The sequence below is a fragment of the Candidatus Dadabacteria bacterium genome, from assembly GCA_009837205.1.
GTDB lineage: Bacteria > Desulfobacterota_D > UBA1144 > Nemesobacterales > Nemesobacteraceae > Nemesobacter.
Window position 1 is genome coordinate 1 of record VXTZ01000001.1, and the last position, 19,054, is coordinate 19,054.

13 protein-coding genes are annotated in these 19,054 nt (G+C 52.6%); 3 read left to right on the forward strand and 10 right to left on the reverse strand.

The window, feature by feature from the left end:
• Window positions 1-91: 91 nt before the first annotated feature.
• From F4Z13_00005 to F4Z13_00050, 10 genes are all read right to left on the reverse strand, one after another.
• A complete protein-coding gene (locus F4Z13_00005) occupies window positions 92-448 on the reverse strand; it encodes a VapC toxin family PIN domain ribonuclease (GenBank protein MXZ47627.1) in 357 nt (118 codons plus the stop codon).
• On the reverse strand, window positions 435-638 hold the full coding sequence (locus F4Z13_00010) for a type II toxin-antitoxin system VapB family antitoxin (protein MXZ47628.1): 204 nt from the start codon (window positions 636-638) through the stop codon (window positions 435-437). The genes F4Z13_00005 and F4Z13_00010 overlap by 14 nt, the downstream gene beginning before the upstream one ends.
• A gap of 663 nt (window positions 639-1,301) precedes the next feature.
• Complete coding sequence (locus F4Z13_00015; GenBank protein MXZ47629.1) at window positions 1,302-2,918, reverse strand: BCCT family transporter; 1,617 nt, start codon at window positions 2,916-2,918, stop codon at window positions 1,302-1,304.
• Window positions 2,919-2,975: 57 nt separating this feature from the next.
• Window positions 2,976-4,514: a BCCT family transporter gene (locus F4Z13_00020; GenBank protein ID MXZ47630.1), complete on the reverse strand. Its 1,539-nt coding sequence runs from the start codon at window positions 4,512-4,514 to the stop codon at window positions 2,976-2,978.
• A gap of 18 nt (window positions 4,515-4,532) precedes the next feature.
• The gene (locus F4Z13_00025) at window positions 4,533-5,861 is read right to left on the reverse strand and encodes a carbohydrate porin (protein MXZ47631.1); all 1,329 of its coding nucleotides are present in this window, start codon (window positions 5,859-5,861) and stop codon (window positions 4,533-4,535) included.
• A 70-nt stretch (window positions 5,862-5,931) separates the two neighbouring features.
• Window positions 5,932-6,927, reverse strand: a complete 996-nt coding sequence (gene holB / locus F4Z13_00030) for a DNA polymerase III subunit delta' (GenBank protein MXZ47632.1) — start codon at window positions 6,925-6,927, stop codon at window positions 5,932-5,934.
• Between the two features lie 50 nt (window positions 6,928-6,977).
• Window positions 6,978-9,827 (reverse strand): FAD-binding protein, encoded by a 2,850-nt coding sequence (locus tag F4Z13_00035; GenBank protein ID MXZ47633.1) that lies wholly within the window; start codon window positions 9,825-9,827, stop codon window positions 6,978-6,980.
• A 60-nt stretch (window positions 9,828-9,887) separates the two neighbouring features.
• On the reverse strand, window positions 9,888-11,087 hold the full coding sequence (gene cofH, locus F4Z13_00040) for a 7,8-didemethyl-8-hydroxy-5-deazariboflavin synthase subunit CofH (GenBank protein ID MXZ47634.1): 1,200 nt from the start codon (window positions 11,085-11,087) through the stop codon (window positions 9,888-9,890).
• 4 nt (window positions 11,088-11,091) lie between these two features.
• Entirely contained in the window at window positions 11,092-12,351 is a 1,260-nt protein-coding gene (gene cofG / locus F4Z13_00045) for a 7,8-didemethyl-8-hydroxy-5-deazariboflavin synthase subunit CofG (GenBank protein MXZ47635.1), read from the reverse strand.
• A 357-nt stretch (window positions 12,352-12,708) separates the two neighbouring features.
• Window positions 12,709-14,343: a hypothetical protein gene (locus F4Z13_00050; GenBank protein ID MXZ47636.1), complete on the reverse strand. Its 1,635-nt coding sequence runs from the start codon at window positions 14,341-14,343 to the stop codon at window positions 12,709-12,711.
• Between the two features lie 432 nt (window positions 14,344-14,775).
• Here F4Z13_00050 and F4Z13_00055 point away from each other — a divergent pair, with 432 nt between their 5' ends.
• The 3 genes from F4Z13_00055 to F4Z13_00065 all read left to right on the forward strand — a co-directional run bounded on the left by F4Z13_00055 (window position 14,776) and on the right by F4Z13_00065 (window position 18,849).
• Entirely contained in the window at window positions 14,776-16,215 is a 1,440-nt protein-coding gene (locus F4Z13_00055) for a transposase (GenBank protein MXZ47637.1), read from the forward strand.
• Window positions 16,216-16,720: 505 nt separating this feature from the next.
• Window positions 16,721-17,641: an IS110 family transposase gene (locus F4Z13_00060; GenBank protein ID MXZ47638.1), complete on the forward strand. Its 921-nt coding sequence runs from the start codon at window positions 16,721-16,723 to the stop codon at window positions 17,639-17,641.
• A complete protein-coding gene (locus tag F4Z13_00065) occupies window positions 17,638-18,849 on the forward strand; it encodes a trypsin-like peptidase domain-containing protein (protein MXZ47639.1) in 1,212 nt (403 codons plus the stop codon). The genes F4Z13_00060 and F4Z13_00065 overlap by 4 nt, the downstream gene beginning before the upstream one ends.
• Window positions 18,850-19,054 lie beyond the last annotated feature (205 nt).

Genomic DNA, 19,054 nt, shown 5'->3' on the forward strand with positions numbered 1-19,054 from the left:
ATAATTTCCGGTTCCCAAGTGAAAAGTATCCGGGTTTCGGATTAATAAAACACAATCAAGCGGTATTTCAATTGTTCTTTGGCAGATTTAGCTAATACGACAAATTCAGGGATTCAGCGGTCGCTTTGAGGCGTTTGTCCAGCGTCAATAATCGTGTTGGCGGTTCCAAAGCCGTAGCGGTCAGAAGATGAGCATCAACATAACCGATGCTGAGACCCATCAACTGATTTTGCTCGATGAAGTATAGCACCGAGGATTCAGCGGCAACAGGAAGATCGGGCAAATTAGGCAAGGAAAAAACTTCAGCACGGTCAGCAAGGTTGCCGCAGGCAATCTCACCGATAACGAAAAGGTGGATGAACGCCTTGTTGGTTCCGAGCAGATTCTCGACTGCTACGCTGCCCTTGCTCAGATATTCAATCCATACCGAAGTGTCAACCAGAATCATTTTTAAAACGGCGACGCGGAATGGATCTGAGCCCGGGTTGGCTACCACCCAGCTTGGCAAGTTGTCGAGCACTTTCTCGCTCAACTAGGGCTTTTAAGGCTTCCCTGATCAGTTTCGGTTTTGAGGTGATATTTGTGATATTTTGCGCCCGCATAAGCAACTCGTCGTCTATATTCAGTGTAGTTCTCATATTTAATTACTCCATACCCGATTGCTGAATCATAAAACTGTCTGCGCCAAACTGTACATCAACTGATGTCGAAAAACAAGTCTTCTATGGTGCCTCAGGCCGTGTTGATCGTGGATTCGGCATATTCGAACTGTTCCATTATCCACCCGAAATCTGGCACGTTTCCGAAAAACATTTCCTGCATTTGTTCATAATCCCGCTCAATTTCGGCACATCGTAAAGACCACGGTCGACTCTGCGCAACCGACCTGTTTTTACAAGGCTGTGCAATGCTTGGTAAATTTCTGCAGACACTCCGAGGTCAGCAAAATCCTTCGGCGTACCTACCCCTCCTGTTTTCTGTTCCGACATTCTCTTCATGATTTTCTTGGCTGTGTCGGACATCTTGTGGCGCTTCATGCAAGAATGCGTATTTGAGACTGTCAGAAATTTGCAATGTTTTTCTTTAACCGTCAATTTCAAACTTTCATCCTGTTTAGCCTTATCCGAAGGTTTGTCAGAAATTCAGGGCTCTTTTCTGACTGGGATCGGAATCAAGGGGCGAACAAGGATTTCAGAAATGATATTCTTACAGGGAGAGCTTCAGAAGAAGTTTGTCGACAAGGTTGCGGCAACCTTTCCTGTTCCCTTGTTTCGTGAGGACGATTGCGGGTACTTTCTCACTCACTCGGTGTTTTTACGGAATGGCTGTCTCGGATGATGTAGATGGCGCAACTCCCGGCGAAGTCCCGCCCAGATACCGAAAAGCATGACGATGAACAAAATGGTAAGCGGGAAGCTTGCAACGACAACAGCGGCCTGAAATGATCTGAGCCCGCCAGCAAGCATAAGCACCGCGGGCACCACTCCCGCTATAAAGCACCAGAATTCGCGCTGCGGCACCGGCGTGTCCATCTTGCCCCCGGCCGTTATGGAGTCAACGGCCAGAGACCCCGAGTCAAGAGAGACAACTAGGAAAAAAAACAGCAGCAATATGCTTAGAACGCTGAATAGCCTTGTAAGCGGAAGCGCTTCCAGCAGTTTGAACAAAGCGAGTTCAAGACGTCCCGCGTCGACCGTTTCAATCACTCCCGTGTAGCCGTCGAAGAGAAACTGAAAAACCGCGCTGCCTCCCAGGGCGTTCATCCATAGTACGCAGAAAACGGTAGGAAGTACAAGCACGAAGAAAAGGAACTCGCGCACGGTTCTGCCCCTTGAGATGCGCGCGATGAACATTCCGACAAACGGCGCGTAGCAGAACCACCAGGCCCAGTAGAAAACTGTCCAGTCGTGTATGAAGTCCATGTCCTCGCGCCCCGTCCAGAGGCTGAGGGGCACTATGTTGGCCGCGTAGCTCGCGGTCGAGACCAGGCAGTGGCGGAGAATGTCAAGCGTCGGTCCCGCCGAGATGGCAAACAGCATCAGCGACACCGCGAGAATTAAGTTCATGCGGCTCAGGAGGCCGATTCCGGTATTTATTCCGGTCAGCAGCGCCGCCATGGCCGTCAGCATTACAAGAACGATCAGTATCACCCTGGAGAGATCGGAGGGGGGAATTCCGAACAGGTATTCAATGCCGCCTGTTATCTGCTCGGTTCCGAAACCTATGGATACTGCAAGGCCGAACAGGGTGGAGAATACCACCAGCGTTTCGATCAGGTGCCCGGTCCAGCCCCATACTCGGTTGCCCAGAACGGGATAAAACACAGAACGCAGGGAAAACGGCATGCCCATGTTCTGGGAGAAAAGAGCCATTGACAGGCCCGCGACGGCGAATATAGCCCATCCGTGGAGTCCCCAGTGAAAAACAGATCCCGCGACGGCGATGGTAAAGGCGCTCTCGGTGTCGGAAGGATCGATGCCGAGCGGCGGGTTCTGAAAGTGATGCACGGGTTCCACCACGCCAAAAAAAACGAATCCGGCGCTTACAGAAGCCGCGAACAGAATCGCGAACCAGCTTGCGTAGGAGTAATCCGGCTTCGCGTCCGCTCCCCCCAGGCGCACCCTGGCAAGCGGGGAGACCATCACCAGCAGGCAGAAAAGCAGTATGATGTTGGCGGAGGTCATGAACCACCAGTGAAAGAGGGTTACGACAAGATTGCGGGCGTCCGCGAAGACCTCTGCTGTTTTCTCCTGAAAGACTGTTCCCGCGACGATGAAGAAAATGATTATAAAAGAGGAAACAACGAATGACGGGGCATGAAAATCAAGCCTTAGTATCCTGATATTTTCCCGTCCGCGCACATAGGGTCGTCCCTTGTGAATTTTCTGCCCGCGCGCCGGTTCTTTTTCTCGTTTCATTTTATGAAAAGAGTTTAAGCTACCGTGTCCGCACTTACAAAATTTTCTCTGTGCGTGTCAGCGGGTCTCGCTTCTAATTCCCTTCCATATGCTTACAGTCATCAGGATGAGCAGTATTGAGAACGGAAGTCCGGCTATGAGCGAAGCCGCCTGCAGGGATTTAAGCCCTCCACCGAGAAGCAGGGCGATTGCAAGCGCGCCCTCAAGGCTGCACCAGAACACCCGCTGCGAAGCGGGAGCATCAAGTTTTCCCCCGGAAGAAGTTATGTCAACGACAAGCGAACCCGAATCCGATGAAGTGACAAAGAAAATCACAAGGAGGATGACGCTTGCAAACGAGAGTGCCTGCGTCATCGGAACCTGCTCGAGCATCTTGAAAAGCGCAAGTTCGGGTTTCCACTGAGTGATTATCTCCGTAACGCCGGTGTAGCCGTCGAAGAGAAGCTGATGGATGGCTGTGCCGCCGAAAACGCTCATCCACAACAGACAACAGATGGTTGGCAGAACGAGTACGCAGACAAGGAATTCGCGTATGGTTCTTCCCCTTGAGATGCGTGCGATGAACATTCCCACAAACGGCGTCCATGAAATCCACCAAGCCCAATAAAAAGTAGTCCAGCCGTGCAGAAAACCAGTGTCCTCTCTTCCTGTCCAGTTGCTGAGGGGGACGATCTTTGCGAAATAGTCCCCGAGTCCCGCGAAGAACATGGTCAGTATGTACTGCGTCGGTCCCGCGAAGAAAACGAACAGGAGCAGAAGCAGGGCAAGCACGATGTTGAACTGACTCAGGCGCTTGATTCCCACGTTGAGCCCGGTTAGCACCGAGATGGTGGCCAGGAAAGTGGTCAGGGCTATGAATACGACATGCGCAAAGTCCGTTACAGGAATTCCGAACAGGTAGTTAAAGCCCGCCACAGCCTGCTTTGCTCCGAGACCGAGCGATGTCGCAAGACCGAACAGCGTGGCGAATATGGCCAGCGTATCTATTATGTGCCCGCTCCAGCCCCACACGCGCTCTCCCAGCAGGGGGTGAAACGCCGAGCGGACCGTAAGGGGCAGTCCCCTGTTGTAGGCGAAAAAAGCGAGAGCCAGACCCACGACTCCGTAGAATGACCACGCTGAAAATCCCCAGTGAAAGGTTGCCGCGGATATGGCGATGGCCTGGGTCGCCTTGGTGTCGGACGGATCGATTCCCAGTGGTGGGTTGAGCAGGTAATAAACAGGCTCAAGCACTCCGTAGAAGAGCAGGCCGATGGCGACTCCCGCCGTGAAGATCATGGAGAGCCAGGTGATCCTTGAATATTCCGGGCGGGCGTGAGTGCCGCCGAGTCGTATCTTTCCCATGGGAGACACGATGAGGAAAAGACAGAACAGAAAGCATATGCTGCCGGTGATCATGAAAAGCCAGTCGAACTGGGTGGTAATCCAGACACGGGCCGCTCCCAGAACTTCCGTTGCCTGCGCCTGGAAAATCAGCGCTACAATCGTGAAAGCGAGTACGGAAATGCTGGATGCCGCGAATACCGGGCCGTTTACATCAAGACCGAATACCCGCAGGTTGCCCTGTCCTGCCGGGTGCCCATGAGTGTTGTTCATCTGTGTCTCCTCCGGTTTTTATTCGTAAAGGGTGAAATAGTAGCCCACGTTAACGTTAAAGCGTTTTTGCCACTCGTTGTTTCCGCTGGCGCCGAAATCGTTTACCCCGTAGATGCTGCTGTAATCATCTCCCTCGCCGCCGACGAAATAATTGCCGTCGCTGAGGCCGAGCTCGGTGTAGATATAAAGGGAACCCCAGTACCACATAGTCCCGAAAGTCCAGAGGGAGCTGCTGTTGAGATCGCCTTTTTTGTTCATGATGGAACTCCACTCAACGTAGGGAGTGACGCCGTCAAGCCACGAGATATCCGCTGCATTAATACCGTTGTACCTGAGGGAAACCGCCGGTATCCACGCTTCGGACGCCACAGGCCAGGCAAAATCAAAGGCTCCCATTGGGATAAGGTCGCCCGTACCCCACGGAGTGTCGTCCGTAATGTCGTAGTTGTAATAGGAAATCTGCGAGTGAAGCGAGAAATCCCGAAGCGGGGTCACCGCGTGAGCGGAGACCGCCAGATGGCTGGCACCTGAGTCATCCACGCCCGTTCCCTCAAGCCCTCCGTACTGAAAGGACATGCCGATATCCCCTATGCTCCCGGTTGAGTAGATCAGGCGCAGGTTCACCTGATGTTTTTCCTCAAAACCGTTTTCGCCGTAGTCGGTGACGGTCCCATCCGAACTGGCCCCGCTACTCCACTTCACGGGGTCGTAACTGTACCGCGCACTGTCGCGGCTGGCTCCGTCCCAGTGTCCCTCGTCCTCAAGATAGTAGGCAAGGTCGACCGTGAGGTCGCCGAAGGCTCTCGTCCACCTCACCCCGAGATCCATGTCGTCTGAAAGCCCGACGTAGTAGTGCTGATCGAAGAACCAGCTGTTTGAAACTCCCCAGGCACCCGGTCCGAAAGGAACGCGGACGATGCCGGCCTTAAGGGTGCCGAGACCGTCTGACGTGTATCCGAGCCACGCAGTGTGCATCATGCTGTAATCGTCGTAATAGCGGTATTCGGCTCTTCCGATAACGCCGTTGTAGTCAAGGTCGACATTGAGGCGAAGGAGTTCAAAATCCGAGTCTCCGATGTTCTCGCCCCTGCGGCCGTCATAATCGCCGTAGGCGTGGTTGGCGCGCATCGCGCCGCCGATTCTTATCGGGCTTTTCTTCGGCTCTTCGGGCTGCTCCGCCACAGCAAGGGCTTCTGAGTCCGCAAGTTTCTGCCGGGTCAGTTCAAGTTCCCCTTCAAGGTATTCTATACGTTGTTTTAATGCCTCGTTTTCATCTGTTGCCTCACCGGCAAACGCCGCGGGGAGGGCGAACAGAAAAACTATCATTGCTAGAATCAAACTGCGCATGTGTCACCTCTCGTTTCTCGTGATAAATTCCAGACATCCTAATAGCCTGAAATTTAGGTATAGCACAAAGTTAACGAGAAAGTCTAAGGAAAAGATTTTCAAGAGAAAGTTCGACGTTTGCGTTATTCTCCGAAATCCTCGCCATGGTTTCCTCAAGAGCGGCGAACTTGCCCAGAAGTTCGGATACGTCCCTTTTTTCCGAATATTCGCTTAGCTGCTTGATGAGGTCGGTGTTCACTATCTCCTCTTTTTTTCCGGAAGTCTTGAGAATCACGGAATCCCGAAGCCATGTCGAGAGTATGTCAAAAACCGTTTTCAGTTCTTCTGTTCCCCCGCTTTTTATCTCTTTTTGCATCCTCTCCACGGAGCGAAAAAGGGTAAGCGGTTTTTTTGCATCGACGGCCATCAGGCAATCTAAGTATTCAGTCCTTTTCCGAAGGTAATCCTCATCGGTGGCAAGCGCCCTTGAGATGCTTCCTCCAGATATCTTTGAGACGAGCTCCGGGTCATTCTGCGCGACACCTTCCTTTTCCAGAAATCCTCTTACCTGCCCCGTCTCAAGGGGCTGGAAGACCACCGACTGGCATCTTGACCTTATAGTCGGCATGAGCAGGTCCGCAAGCGTCGTTATGAGAATTATGACGGAGCGGGGCGGCGGCTCTTCAAGGGTCTTTAAGAACGCGTTCTGGGCGTTGAAGTTCATTCTCTGCGCGCCGTCGATTATGAAGACCTTGTACGGGTTCTCATAGGGCGCCAGGTGAATCAGCCTCTCTATGTCCTGTCTTACGTGATCCACCTTTATCGTTTTCTCGCCCGGGTATCCGAATACTAAAACGTCGGGGTTAAGACCTTTTTCGGTTTTTGCGCACGAGGGGCATTCGCAGTTAAGGTCCTTCGTTTTGCCCTCGGCGCAGTTTATGAGTTTCGCGAAACCGATCGCGACCAGTTTTTTCCCCACACCCTCGGGTCCTGAGAAAAGGTATGCATGCGAGATCCGGTTTTTGCGGACTGAGTTGCGAAGAAACTCCTTCTGGGGTTCGTGTCCTATGATCTGCGGAAATCCCATGGTTTCTATCTTACCGGCAAGCGGCGTCTTCTTCTATGGACGGGAAATGGTTATTTCCCGCTTTTATCCTGTATGGATTCTTCGAGGAGCAGGGCTACGTGAACCGGAGCCGCTTCGGTGAAATGGGAGACCTGCTCGAGACATGATATGCCCGTTACGCAGACCCTTTCCGATTTTCCCGAGTTCCTTATTTTCGGGAAAAGACCACACTCTCCCATGGCTTTTGATATCTTGTAGTGCTCTTTTTCGTAACCGAAGCTTCCCGCCATGCCGCAGCACCCGGCGTCGCTTGACCTAGCGTCATATCCCAAATCGTTAAGAAGCGACAGGGTTTTTTCGAAATCGCCAATGGATCTTTCGTGGCAGTGTCCGTGAACGAGTATCCTCCCGTCTCTTTGCTTCCCGGGACCCGGGAAGTTACCACCTTGCGCGCAGACAAATTCGCAGAGCGAGTGTATGTTTGGAAGGAGCGCGTTAAGGGATTTGTTATCTGGAAGGAGATCGGCGTATTCATCCCGAAACGCGGAGAGACAGCTGGGTTCTGAAAAGACCACCGGGATATCCCTTCTGACGTAATCTGAGAGAACCTTTACGTTGTGAACAGCATTTTCCCTGGCTTTCTCCACCATGCCGGTACTCAGCATCGGTCGCCCGCAGCATTTTCTCTGTTTCTCCAAAATCACTTGGAACCCTAGGCTTTCAAGCACCCCGGTGACAGCTTTTCCTATCTCGGGGTAGAAAAACTCAGACCAAGTGTCGTGGAAATAAACCACCTGTTTTCCGTTCTGGGGATTTCTCTTCCTTTTGCGAAACCACCTGCTGAAAGTGTCTTCGGCAATCTGAGGGAGTGATCTTCTTCGGGAAATTCCTGCGAGCGAAAGCAACTCTCGGGAAAAAGAACTCTCAAGTGCCCGGTTTAAAAAGCGGGGAAGGGTGCTGCGCACGGAACTTATCTCGTGCACTCGGGCAAAAAGGCTGTCTCTTGCCGTAAACCCTGTTTTATTCTTGTAGAGGGCTAGGAACTCGGTTTTCATCTTGCCGACGTCAACCCCGGAAGGACATTCGGTACGGCACGCCTTGCATCCCACGCAAAGATCGAAAACGTTGTAGAATCCTTTCTCGTAGATCGTGTCTGCGTCCATATGGCCCAGCAGAAGTTCCCGGAGCAGGTTGGCGCGCGCTCTTGTGGTATCGCCTTCGTCAAGGGTCGCCCTGTAGGATGGGCACATTATCCCGTCGGCGGTCTTTCTGCAGACCCCCTGGCCGTTGCACATCGCGGCCGCCGCTGCGAGACCTCCCTCCCGGGACCAGTCGAGAAAAGTGTTAATGCTTTCCTCAGACTTTCTTGCCCTCAGATTTGAGGAAGAATCGGGCCCTCGGACGACTTTCCCCGGATTGAGCACTCCCCGCGGGTCAAATATCTCCTTTAGTTTTTTCATTACTGAGTAAAGATCCTCTCCGAAGAGTCTTTCGTTAAGATAGCTTCTCTGGAGACCGTCTCCGTGCTCTCCGCTCATTACCCCCGAGTAGCGAAGGACAAGCTCGAGGGTGCGCTCCGAAAGGGCTGTCATGTCGGATATTCCCTTCTGCTCCCGAAAGTCGAGAAGGGGCCTTATGTGCAGGCATCCGGCGCTTGCGTGGCCGTAGAAAGCGGCTTTGAGGCCGAACTCGTCAAGAAGCGAGGTCACGTCCCTCGTGTAGCGGGCCAGATTCTCCGCGGGAACCGAGACGTCTTCTATGCAAGGCACAGGTTTCTGGCTGCCCCTGTCGCTCATCAGGATTCCGAGCCCTGCCTTTCTTACGTCCCAGATTTTTTTCTGTTCCTCGCTCCCTAATACGGCAAAAGCGGAATCAAGGGACTTCACAAGGTTCTTCGCCCTCTCCCCGGTCTGTCTTTCGTCGTCTCCCTGGAATTCGACCACCAGAATAGACCCCGGGGTTCCGTCAATGAAGGAGAGGGAATGGGAAAATCCTTTTTTTCTTCTCGCAAGACCTATCAGGGTTCCGTCAATAAGTTCTATCGCCGAGGGGTTGTGGGAGAGGATTTCTAAGACTGAGTCCATTGCCTCCGGGATTTCACGAAACGGGATGACGCAAAGCGCGCTTGAGAGAGGTTTTTCAACGAGGTTAAGCTCAAAATCGGTTGAGACCGCGAGGGTGCCTTCCGAGGAGGCAAGAAGTTTCGCGGGATTGAACTCTTCGTCCAGAAAATAGTTAAGCGAGTACCCCGAAGCTCTTCTCCAGTGTTTTGGAAAGTCGATTTTTACAAGCTCCCCGCTTTCCTTTATAAGCGCGGCGAGTTTTTCGAAAAGGCTCTCTGCAATGCCGGGTCCTCCACCGCGTCTTTTGTAATTCTCCCCGGAAAGCTCGAGAGAAGATCCGTCTGCAAGCACGACATTTGAGGAAATCACGTGATCGCCCGCCATTCCGTAAAGTATGGAGTGAGCTCCCGTGGCGTTGTTCGCGACGGCTCCTCCTACGGTGGCAACGCTTGCGCTTGAGGGGTCCGGTCCGAACATGAGGCCCAGGGACGAGAGGTTTCTGTTAAGGTTGTCGATCGAGATTCCGGGCTCCACCCTGACTTTCCTCCCCCCGGCATCCACGTCGATCACCCTGTTCATGTACTTTGACAGGTCGAGGATTATCCCTTCCCCTACCGCCTGTCCCGCAAGGCTTGTCCCGGCCCCGCGCACCGTGACCGGTATGTTTCGGGCAGAGGCCTCGGAGATGGTGATCTCTATGTCTTGGGGGGTTCTCGGGATTACGACCGCTTCGGGGAGAATTCTGTAGTTGCTTGCGTCCGTGCTGTAGATGGTCCGGTCAACGAGGCTTTCTCTTACCTCGCCCCGAATCTGCCCGCGAAGCTTCCTGCTCAGTTCTTCGATTCTTGATTTCTCCATGGGAACCGGTGCCGGCCGGAGCGTTTCGGGACAGAAGATGGTGCGTGAGGAGAAAAGTCTTCAGGCCTCACCGTTTTCAAACGTTTTGAGTATCCCGTAGGTCGTGTCGCGTTCGGCCGGGATTCTGCCTATTTCTCTGGTGAGTTTTCTGAACTCCTCGGGCGGGAAGTACTGTCCGTAACTTGCGCCGGCGAAACGGGATATCTGCTCTTCCATGAGCGTTCCCCCGAAATCGTTTGCCCCGGCGGTGAGAGAGAACTGGGCGAACTCGGGTCCCTGCTTTACCCAGGAAACCTGTATGTTATTTATCCATCCCCGAAGCATCATACGGGAGACCGAATACATTTTCAGCTGGTCAAGATCGGTCGGGCCCTTTTTTACCTTTCCCTTGGAGTGAATAAATAGCCTCGTGTTCCAAGGAATGAAGCGAAGTGGCACGAATTCCGTGAACCCTCCAGTCTCTTTCTGTATGTCCCTCAGGATTCCGAGGTGTATGGCCCAATGATGTCGCTTGTCTAGGTGACCGTACATTATGGTCGAAGTGGTCCTCATTCCCTCCTTGTGGGCTTTTTTAACCACCCTTATCCATACCTCAGTCGGTATCTTCCTGGGAGCGATTACCTTTCTTACTTCTTCAACCAGAACCTCGGCCGCGGTGCCGGGGAAGGTGTTGTGACCAACATCCTTGAGTTTTCTTATGAAATTCTCTTCCTCTATGCCGAGAGTCTTTGCGCCGTAGTAGATCTCGTAGGGGGAGAAAGCGTGGGTGTGCATCTCGGGCACGGCTTTTTTTACCGTCTTTATAAGCTCGACGTAGAAATTGCCGTCTATCTCGGGATGCATGCCTCCCTGCATGCATACCTCCGTCGCGCCTATCTCCCAGGCCTCAACGGTTCTCTCCGCGACTTCGTCCATCGAGAGGAAGTAGGCTCTGTCGTCCCCCTCATCCGCCATGAAGTTGCAGAATCCGCAGTAAACGTCGCATATGTTAGTGAAGTTTATGTTTCTGTTAACGACGTAAGTAACCACGTCCCCGATGTCTTCCTTTCTTATCTGGTCGGCCGCGAGGGCGAGGGCGGATATCTCGTCTGTCTCCTCTATGTTGAAAAGATGGATTCCGTCTTCAACCGAGATCTCCTTTCCCGAAAGCGCGTCCTCGATTATGCGGCCCGTCGTGCCGTTTACACGCGATATCACCCCGTCTACGCCGAGGGGCCTTCTCTGCTCTATGGAGTCTATTATCTTTTCTATGTCTTCCATTTTTTCAGTTTACTGGAACGTATCCCCTCTCATCAACGCGTTCCCTTACCTTGCCGAGAACGTAGGGGTCTATCCACCGCTCGTCTATGTACTCGGGATAGACGGGAAGTCTCTCCCGAAGTTCGTAGCCCAGAGTGCTTACCTCCCTTTCCATTCTTTCGACCTGCGGCCACGGGGCCTCGGGATTCACATAGTCTATCGTAAGAGGCGACACGCCGCCAAGGTCGTTTATTCCGGCTGTCAGGTAGAAAGTAAAATTTCTGTTGTTAAGGTTGGGAGGTATCTGTATGTTCATCTCCCCTCCGAATATGAGCCTCGAGATGGCGACGGTCTTCAGCATTTCAAGAAAATCGGCGGGAGGGTACTCCTCCATCTTTATCCCTTCCTTGGGGTTGAAGTTCTGAATTATTATTTCCTGCAGGTGATCGTACCTGCCGGAGAGTTCAAGCAGGGCGTAAAGCGAGTCGATTCTCTCTTCGAACGTTTCCCCGATTCCCACCAGTATGCCGCTTGTCCATGGAATACTGAGTTCGCCCGCATGCTCCATTGTCTCCATCCTGAGCTTCGGGACCTTGTCGGCGCAGCCGTGGTGGGCGTTTCCCTTCTTAAGCAGTCTCTCGCTTATGTTCTCGAGCATGAGGCCCATGCTGGGGTTGCTTTTTCTGAACCCGGAGAGTTCCTCCGGGGTTGAGAGCCCGAGGTTCGTGTGGGGGAAGATTCCGTGCTCAAGTCCGGTCTTTCCCATGTCGATCAGGTACTCCGCCGTTGTTTCATAACCGATTTCCCCGAGCGCATCCCTGTATACTTGGTAAGCGAGTTCCGGCTTGTCGCCCGTGACGAAAAGAAGTTCCGTGCATCCCGCCTTCGCTCCTTTTTTCGCCATGTCAACGACCTCTTCAGGGGCCATGAACAGCGCTCCCTCTCCCGGTTCTATCTTAAACGTGCAGTATCCGCAGCGATCCCTGCAGAGCTGGGTAAGGGGTACGAAGACATTCTTGGAGTAAGTTACGGTTTTTCCCTTCGAGCGGTTCCTGATGGCCGATGCGGCCAGAAGAAGAAAAGGGACTTCCTTGGGAAAAAGCTCCGAAAGGTAGAGTGCGTCTTCGCGCGTGACGCTTTCTCCCTCGATTGTTTTTGATATTACTCTTTCAAGCTTTGATGAGGGACGAAGCTCCGAGAAGTCTCTCTCGCCGAATGTTTCAAGCAGCATGGCGCTTTCGCTCGCGCCAAATGTTTTTTCCCAAGTTTCAGCTAAAAAGGTCATATAAAGAAACCACCCGTTGCGCTTCCCGCGCGGAATCAATTTTCAATACTGCCGACCCCGCCTCTAAGTATCTTATACGGAGGTTGTTTTTGTCAAGGAATGTAGCGGAGATGTTAGTTAAAAAGCCGGACTTCCTGTGTTTAATCTTATTTGGTGGGAAGTGGTTCACAGAAGTTGGGACGGCAGCACTTTTGTCTGTCGGGGAGCATAGAGAAAAAAACACAGAATGCCAAGCTGCATTGTCTCGGTTTCAGAGAAGGACAAAAAAGCCGTCACGGTCTGACCCCCAGAGCCGAAAAAATCCGTGAATCCTGATTCTGCAGCAGCATGGAATATCTCCGCTGAACAGGAACCCTGCTACCTGGTTCTGTGAACACATATCTGCCGTCTTCTCCGAAAAGCACCCACAAGACTGAACATGATCAAAAACAGATTAAACGCCACGTTAAACGACCCGCTTCTCCCAGCTCCACCGGAAGCAATCGAACACCCTCCATCGCTTTCTTCCTCCGGAGGCTCGGGAATCTCAACGAAAACTCCAAGAAGTGACGGAAGAAATGACACATCGGTGCAAACAGACCTCTTGCCGTTAACGGTTTCTATCCCAGACCCCGAAAGAGGGTTCCACCCCTCTTCGTAACGGTAAAGCCTCGGCATCGATTCCTCATCATCCTCGAAATATGGAGCAGGCAGACACACCGTTACGGTCTCATCTTCCTCAAGCATGGAGTTTCCAATACCTGCTTCCGCAGCAAACCCTCCCAGACGAAGCCCTTCCGGCAGTTCTTCTTCCGAAGGAATTCTGAGATCGAAGGAAACAGTTTCAACCCGCTCAAGAAGAGATGAAGAAAGTATTATTGACGGCACCTCTTCAGGCTCTTCGTTCCCCGCGACGCTTAACTCAATTGTAATATATTCCCCTTCCTCGCTACCGATCACGATCAGGCTTGTACCCACGCAATCAGGGCTTATGGCCAATCCATCCTCTCCCCTGTCTTCCTGCAGACCTTCACAGCCAGACTCTGGCGGCGGTGGCGGCGGCGGTGGCGGCGGACAGTAGGAACTGGTAAAAGTGATACCAGCGAGCCAAGTCCTGAAATCTTCATTGTCCGGAACGCTCACACCTGTACACCTTACGTTGAGTGCCATCAGATCAGACAGATCCATCAGCCCTAAAGGCAACTCTCCGGTAAGAGCGCGGTTTCCTGAAAGAATTAAAGTTTCAAGAGACGGCAGGCCTGAAAACGCGCCATCAACAGGTTCCCTCAGATTGTTGCTCCGAAGATCAAGTCCCGCAACAAGGCCGTCGTCATTGACTGTTACCCCGTACCAGTCTCCCAACGGTTCGTCAGACAACCAGTTGTTATTGTTTCTCCACTGCGCCCCGTTGTTGGCGTTATAGATAATTCTTAGCGCTGCCCTGTCCTGATTGCGTAAGAGGCTTAGATCCTGGGTTTGGATCATAAGTTCCTGATTTGACCAGAGCGAAAGTTCCTCAAGGTTGGTCAGGTCACCCAGCTCCTCCGGTATCTCCCCGCTTAATTCGTTGTTGCCGAGGTCCAAGACAGTGAGATCAGGCCTCATGCCCAGTTCCGGCGGTATGCTCCCGCTTAACATGTTGTTGCTGAGACGCAAGAAAAGAAGAGCAGTCAGGTTGCCCAGTTCCGCCGGTATGCTTCCGGTTAGCTGGTTGTTCTGGAGATCCAAGGCACCAAGACCGGTCAGGTTGCCCAACTCTGGCGGTATCTTCCCGCTTAACATGTTTCCATCCAAATTCAGAGCATGGACTTTTCCTTGGTGATCAGCAGTAACCCCATACCAAGTGCTGAGAGCACCTGAAGAACCCCAGTTGGTTTTGTTTGTCCAGTTGGGACCGTCCGTTTCACAGTAAAACTTTTTAAGCACGTCTTCTTCAGTAGGAGAACTTGGAAGCGTATAGGGACAGGTTATCTGTGCCCATGCGTTTCCCGGGAAAAGAAAAAAATACAGCAAACAGTAAGGACTAGAACATGGATTCCGCCCGGGGCGGAAAGAAAATGTATTCCACTGAATCCGACCGGCGGCTTATGATAACAATCTGGGGGGGGGGTGATTGAAGTCTGCATTATTCACCTTATAGACACTCCTGAAAGTATCTCTCTATTCAAGTTAAGGAAGCACTTGCGTAGTTGAGTATGTCCATACAGGGCAAGGGTTTTGAGAAGGGCCAAAAAACTTTTTACCCCAGAATTTCCATAAAAACCCCTTAAAACCGCCTGATTCACCTCAAAACCTGAAAATTCCACCCCAAGCCCGAACCAGTTGCAGTGCAGCTGGGGGGGGGGCAAAACCACAAGTAACCTGCTGATATTACTTGATATTAATGTCGCCATGGGTTAGAATTTAAGTGCGCTCAAAAATCTATCTTCCCGGAGGAACAACCCCATGACGACGCAAACTAGCTTACCATTTTCCTGGGAACAAGTCGACAGTCTCTCCGACCTAAGACGCCTCGAACTCGTTCTCGACGCCCTGCCCGACACAGACATCATGCGCGCCCTCTCTGCGATGCGCAGAAACGGCCGTAACGAATACCCGGTGGCGGCAATGTGGAAGGCTCTTATCGCCGGCATAGTCTTTCAGCACGAATCAATCGAGTCGCTCATACGGGAACTTAACCGCAACTCCTCGCTGCTTGCTGTGTGCGGGTTCTGTCCCGTGCCCCTGCAAAGCCGCACCAGGTACGAAACTGGCGGAGCCGGGGTTATAGCCATAGATTCCCCTCCCCGCAGTCCCGCCCCCGGAAGCTTCAACTTCTCCCGGTTCCACACAAACGTAGTAAAGCTGGAAGAGCGGCGGGGACTTGTCTCGGGGATGATTGAAGAGATGAGGGGGGAGCTTATGAGGCTGCTGCCCGACTTCGGTGAGAACCTGGGTTATGACGGCAAGGCGTTAAGGAGCAACTCCACCGGGAACAGGAATCGCAAAACAGGCAAAACATCGGACCCCGAGGCGGACTGGGGGAAGCATGAATGCTCCGGGGTTGACTCAAGCGGCAAGACGTGGACGAAGATAAAGACCTGGTTTGGCTATGGGCTTCATATAATAGCGGACACAAAGTACGAGATACCGGTTTCCTTCTCTTTGACCAGGGCTTCTGTTTCGGAGATAAAGGAGCTTGACAGAATGACAGAGGTGTTGTTTACAAAAGACCCGGAGATAGAGCAAAGATGCAGATACTTAAGCGCTGACAGGGGTCTTGACGGCGGGGAGTTTAAGAAGAAGCTCTGGGAGGAACATCAAGTCCGTCCCATTATAGACAGCAGGGAGCTTTGGAGAGAGGAGAAGCGGGGACAGAGCTATGTTGAGGGGCAGAAGATAATGAGACCTCTTGGCAGAGCACACGACAACATCTTCTATACCGAGTGTGCCGAGGTATGGTGCCGGTGTCCTGTAAGCGGAGAGGAACGCAAGATGGCGTTCTGCGGCTTTGAATCCCCAAGGGAGACTTTGAAGTTCCGCTGTCCCGCGGCTGTGTACGGTCTTCGCTGCAAGGGCTGGGAGAAGTGTCACGGGGACGCGGGATGCAAGACAAACGGTTACGGCAGGGTGGTGAGGGTGCCTCTTGAATTTGACCGTCGCATATTTACTCCCACTCCTCGGGGCAGCGTGTCGTGGCGGCGCGCTTACAATCGGCGAAGCGCGCTTGAGCGCATAAACTCAAGGATAGAGGGCAGCTTCAGGTTCGAAAGACACTTTATCAGGGGTGTGGCGAAGATGAGTGCCCTGGCGGTGATGATGGCGCTCGCGGTCGGTCACATAAAGGCGGGGAGGCCGGAGTGCATGAGGTCTCTTGTGTCGGGGTGCTGGGCCGATACGGGGTAGCGTTTCCCTGCCTGTTCACAAAACAATTTAAACAGAAATCAACCCGAAGGGACTGCTGCGTGTGCAACTGGTCGAGACTGGTGATTCCGGGGGAAATCGGCGGCGCGTTCCGTCTGAATCGGGCAATGCGGCTTTGAGATTGCCGGAACATGGGCTGGCGCCGCTGTGGTTCCGGAAACCACAACCCCGAAAATCGTTACAGCGCAAACCCCACAATATAGGGCACTTCTAAAAATACTCTCATATTCCAGTACCCCCCCCCAGTACCTTTCTAAAAGCTTGAATCAAGCAAAAAAAGTTAAATCAAGTTTAATTAAATTCACGGGACGCTCGATCGTGAGTTGCCTCCTCCCCCCAGCGCCTAAGAGCGCCTTCATTGGGGACATGCACCCCGGTCGAGCGCCGTGATAAATGCCCAGTAGGAAGTTAGTGCCAAAGAGCACCTGTACTGGATCAGGCATCCATCACGGCTGACCCGATTAAAACACACAGGAGGTATTCTATCATGAACAATGATAAACCAATATTTTTTGCCGGTATCGACTGGGGCTTCTCCTCTCATCAGGTATGCCTCACAGATCACAACGGCTCCGTTTTGGGAGAACAAGCTTTCAAACACGGAGGCGGAGGCCTCTCGGAGATGGCCCGCTGGTTGACCAAACTCTCAGATTCCGACCCACAGAATATTGCAGTCGCTATTGGGGTTACAAGGGGACCTGTCGTTGAAAGCCTGCTTGAGCAAAACTTCGAGGTGCACTCTGTAAACCCCAAGCAGCTTGACCGCTTCAGGGATCGCTTCTCTCCCTCCGGAGCCAAAGACGACCGTAGAGATGCCCGAGTGCTTGCCTCGGCATTGCGTACAGACCGCCGCCACTTCCGCCGTCTTGAGCCTCAGAACCCCGATATAGCCGTACTTCGGGAACTGACACGCACGAGAGAGGAACTTATGTCTGAACGCAACCGCATGACAAACCGTCTGCGTCAGCTGCTTTGGAGCTACTACCCTCAGTTCAATGACCTTATAGACACTCTTCGCCTCTGGCTCCTTGAACTGTGGGAACTTGTTCCTACGCCCACCGCGGCAAAGAAAACCAGACCACCCACGGTTCAAAAGCTTCTGAAGCGTCACAGGGTAAGGCGCATTGACGCAAAGGGAGTTCTGGACATCCTGCGCCAGGGGGGAATAAGCATTCAGCAGCCAATAGAAAAAAGTCGCGTCACTCGTATAAAAGCCACCGTCCAACGCATGAAGATCATAGACAGACAGATCAAGCAGACAGAAACTCTTATCGATGAAACCATTGACGCTTTAGCCGCGAGGGAAAGCACAGAGAATGGAGTAGTGGGAGATATTGAGATACTGCGCTCCCATCAACCGACCTGGCGGTACTTGAGCTTGAAAAGGAAGTCGATGCCATTCCCATGAAAATTGCCGACCAAAGGCCCGGGAGAAACGAAGTTCTGATGGCAATAGGTCAGGAACGTGAAAAATCAAGAGGCCTCGGTGCGTGGAGAGTTACCGCGGGGCCCGCGCTTGAACTGGAAAGCCCATACACAGTTATTCCGGGAAGTGTTTCGGCAAGTCGTCCGGGAATAATATATCACGCACTGCCGACCGGCGGGGGGATGAGCGGAGGCCCCGTATTTAACAAAGATGGAGAAGTAGTCTCTATAGTGTCGGCAGGTCGGCCTGTCGATAACGTCAAGTCTCTCTTCGGAGTCAATGTTTTCCGAACCTCGGCCGCGGGAAAGCTTCGCCTGTGGCTCTACGGATTTGATCAGAGAGGAACAACGCATGTCTCTTTCGGACCAAATCCCTCGGAACTAAGAGGGCTTTACGAAAAGATCGGGGGAGAACCGGGGAATGTCGGCGAATACAGAGACGACAACAACTGGGCCAGAACCGGCCACCAGTTAGGAGATTCCTACAGCCCGTTTCCTGTTGATCGGTTCGAACATATGAACGAGGTATACAAGGAGGCGCGCAAAGGCGCCGTAACTATCCATGCCACAGGGCGAGGTGGTTCTGGATTCATATACGATGACAGCACGGTCATAACGGCAGGACACGTAGCGCATACAGCTAACGAGAAGGGTCTGGAAGTCGATATTCGAACGATAAACGATAAAACGTACAAAGGAAGAGTTGTGAAAATACAAAGTGAACCGGGAATTTGCGATATCGCCATTATAAAAACAACAGAGACCTTGGATTTGAGCGGAGACAGGGGGATTGAAAATGCCGCCAAGAAACTCGAAATAGGCGATTCTTCTTCTCTCAGGTGCGGAGACCCTCTTGTCCAGATCGGTTCTGGACATCTCTATAACAACGCAGGCCTGTTGCAGGGAGTTGGCGCAGTCTACCAGAGAACAAGAGATTACGTATCAGAATTTTTCTCCCCGTCCGTAAGCGGCGGTATGAGCGGCGGTCCTGTCGTGAACGAAAAAGGCGAAGTAATCACATTGGGTTCTTCAGTTTTCGGCGCGGCAGCATCACGATGGGAAAAGCCGGGACCGCTGTTCATCCACACCCGTCTTCCGGTTTACATGCGGCAGGACGCATCCGACGGGCCTAATTCCGAAACGATGAAAAAGTTTATTGAAGATCCCGCCTTTTATTGTCCATCACGCTGAAAGAACAACACGTACATAAATAAAGAGTCGCGAGGGGGTAAAGATATGCTGGGAGCCAGGTCTATCCAGCATTTAAAGAGGTCGCTTCAAAAAGGAAGGTTGCGAAAAAGAAGACCGTGCGGCGGCTCTTATCTCCGACCTGTGCACGCTGGATGGCGCCGTGGATGCATTCTCAAACCGTCTGGATTCGCTGCGGTCAAGGCAC

What these genes read in the sequence shown, in the direction of transcription:
- cofH (MXZ47634.1), bottom strand. Translation starts at nt 11,087, where the DNA reads ATGGAAGACATAGAAAAGATAATAGACTCCATAGAGCAGAGAAGGCCC.
- holB (MXZ47632.1), bottom strand. Translation starts at nt 6,927, where the DNA reads ATGGGATTTCCGCAGATCATAGGACACGAACCCCAGAAGGAGTTTCTT.
- F4Z13_00060 (MXZ47638.1), top strand. Translation starts at nt 16,721, where the DNA reads ATGAACAATGATAAACCAATATTTTTTGCCGGTATCGACTGGGGCTTC.
- F4Z13_00020 (MXZ47630.1), bottom strand. Translation starts at nt 4,514, where the DNA reads ATGAACAACACTCATGGGCACCCGGCAGGACAGGGCAACCTGCGGGTA.
- F4Z13_00065 (MXZ47639.1), top strand. Translation starts at nt 17,638, where the DNA reads ATGAAAATTGCCGACCAAAGGCCCGGGAGAAACGAAGTTCTGATGGCA.
- F4Z13_00025 (MXZ47631.1), bottom strand. Translation starts at nt 5,861, where the DNA reads ATGCGCAGTTTGATTCTAGCAATGATAGTTTTTCTGTTCGCCCTCCCC.
- F4Z13_00005 (MXZ47627.1), bottom strand. Translation starts at nt 448, where the DNA reads ATGATTCTGGTTGACACTTCGGTATGGATTGAATATCTGAGCAAGGGC.
- F4Z13_00035 (MXZ47633.1), bottom strand. Translation starts at nt 9,827, where the DNA reads ATGGAGAAATCAAGAATCGAAGAACTGAGCAGGAAGCTTCGCGGGCAG.
- F4Z13_00055 (MXZ47637.1), top strand. Translation starts at nt 14,776, where the DNA reads ATGACGACGCAAACTAGCTTACCATTTTCCTGGGAACAAGTCGACAGT.
- F4Z13_00010 (MXZ47628.1), bottom strand. Translation starts at nt 638, where the DNA reads ATGAGAACTACACTGAATATAGACGACGAGTTGCTTATGCGGGCGCAA.
- cofG (MXZ47635.1), bottom strand. Translation starts at nt 12,351, where the DNA reads ATGACCTTTTTAGCTGAAACTTGGGAAAAAACATTTGGCGCGAGCGAA.
- F4Z13_00015 (MXZ47629.1), bottom strand. Translation starts at nt 2,918, where the DNA reads ATGAAACGAGAAAAAGAACCGGCGCGCGGGCAGAAAATTCACAAGGGA.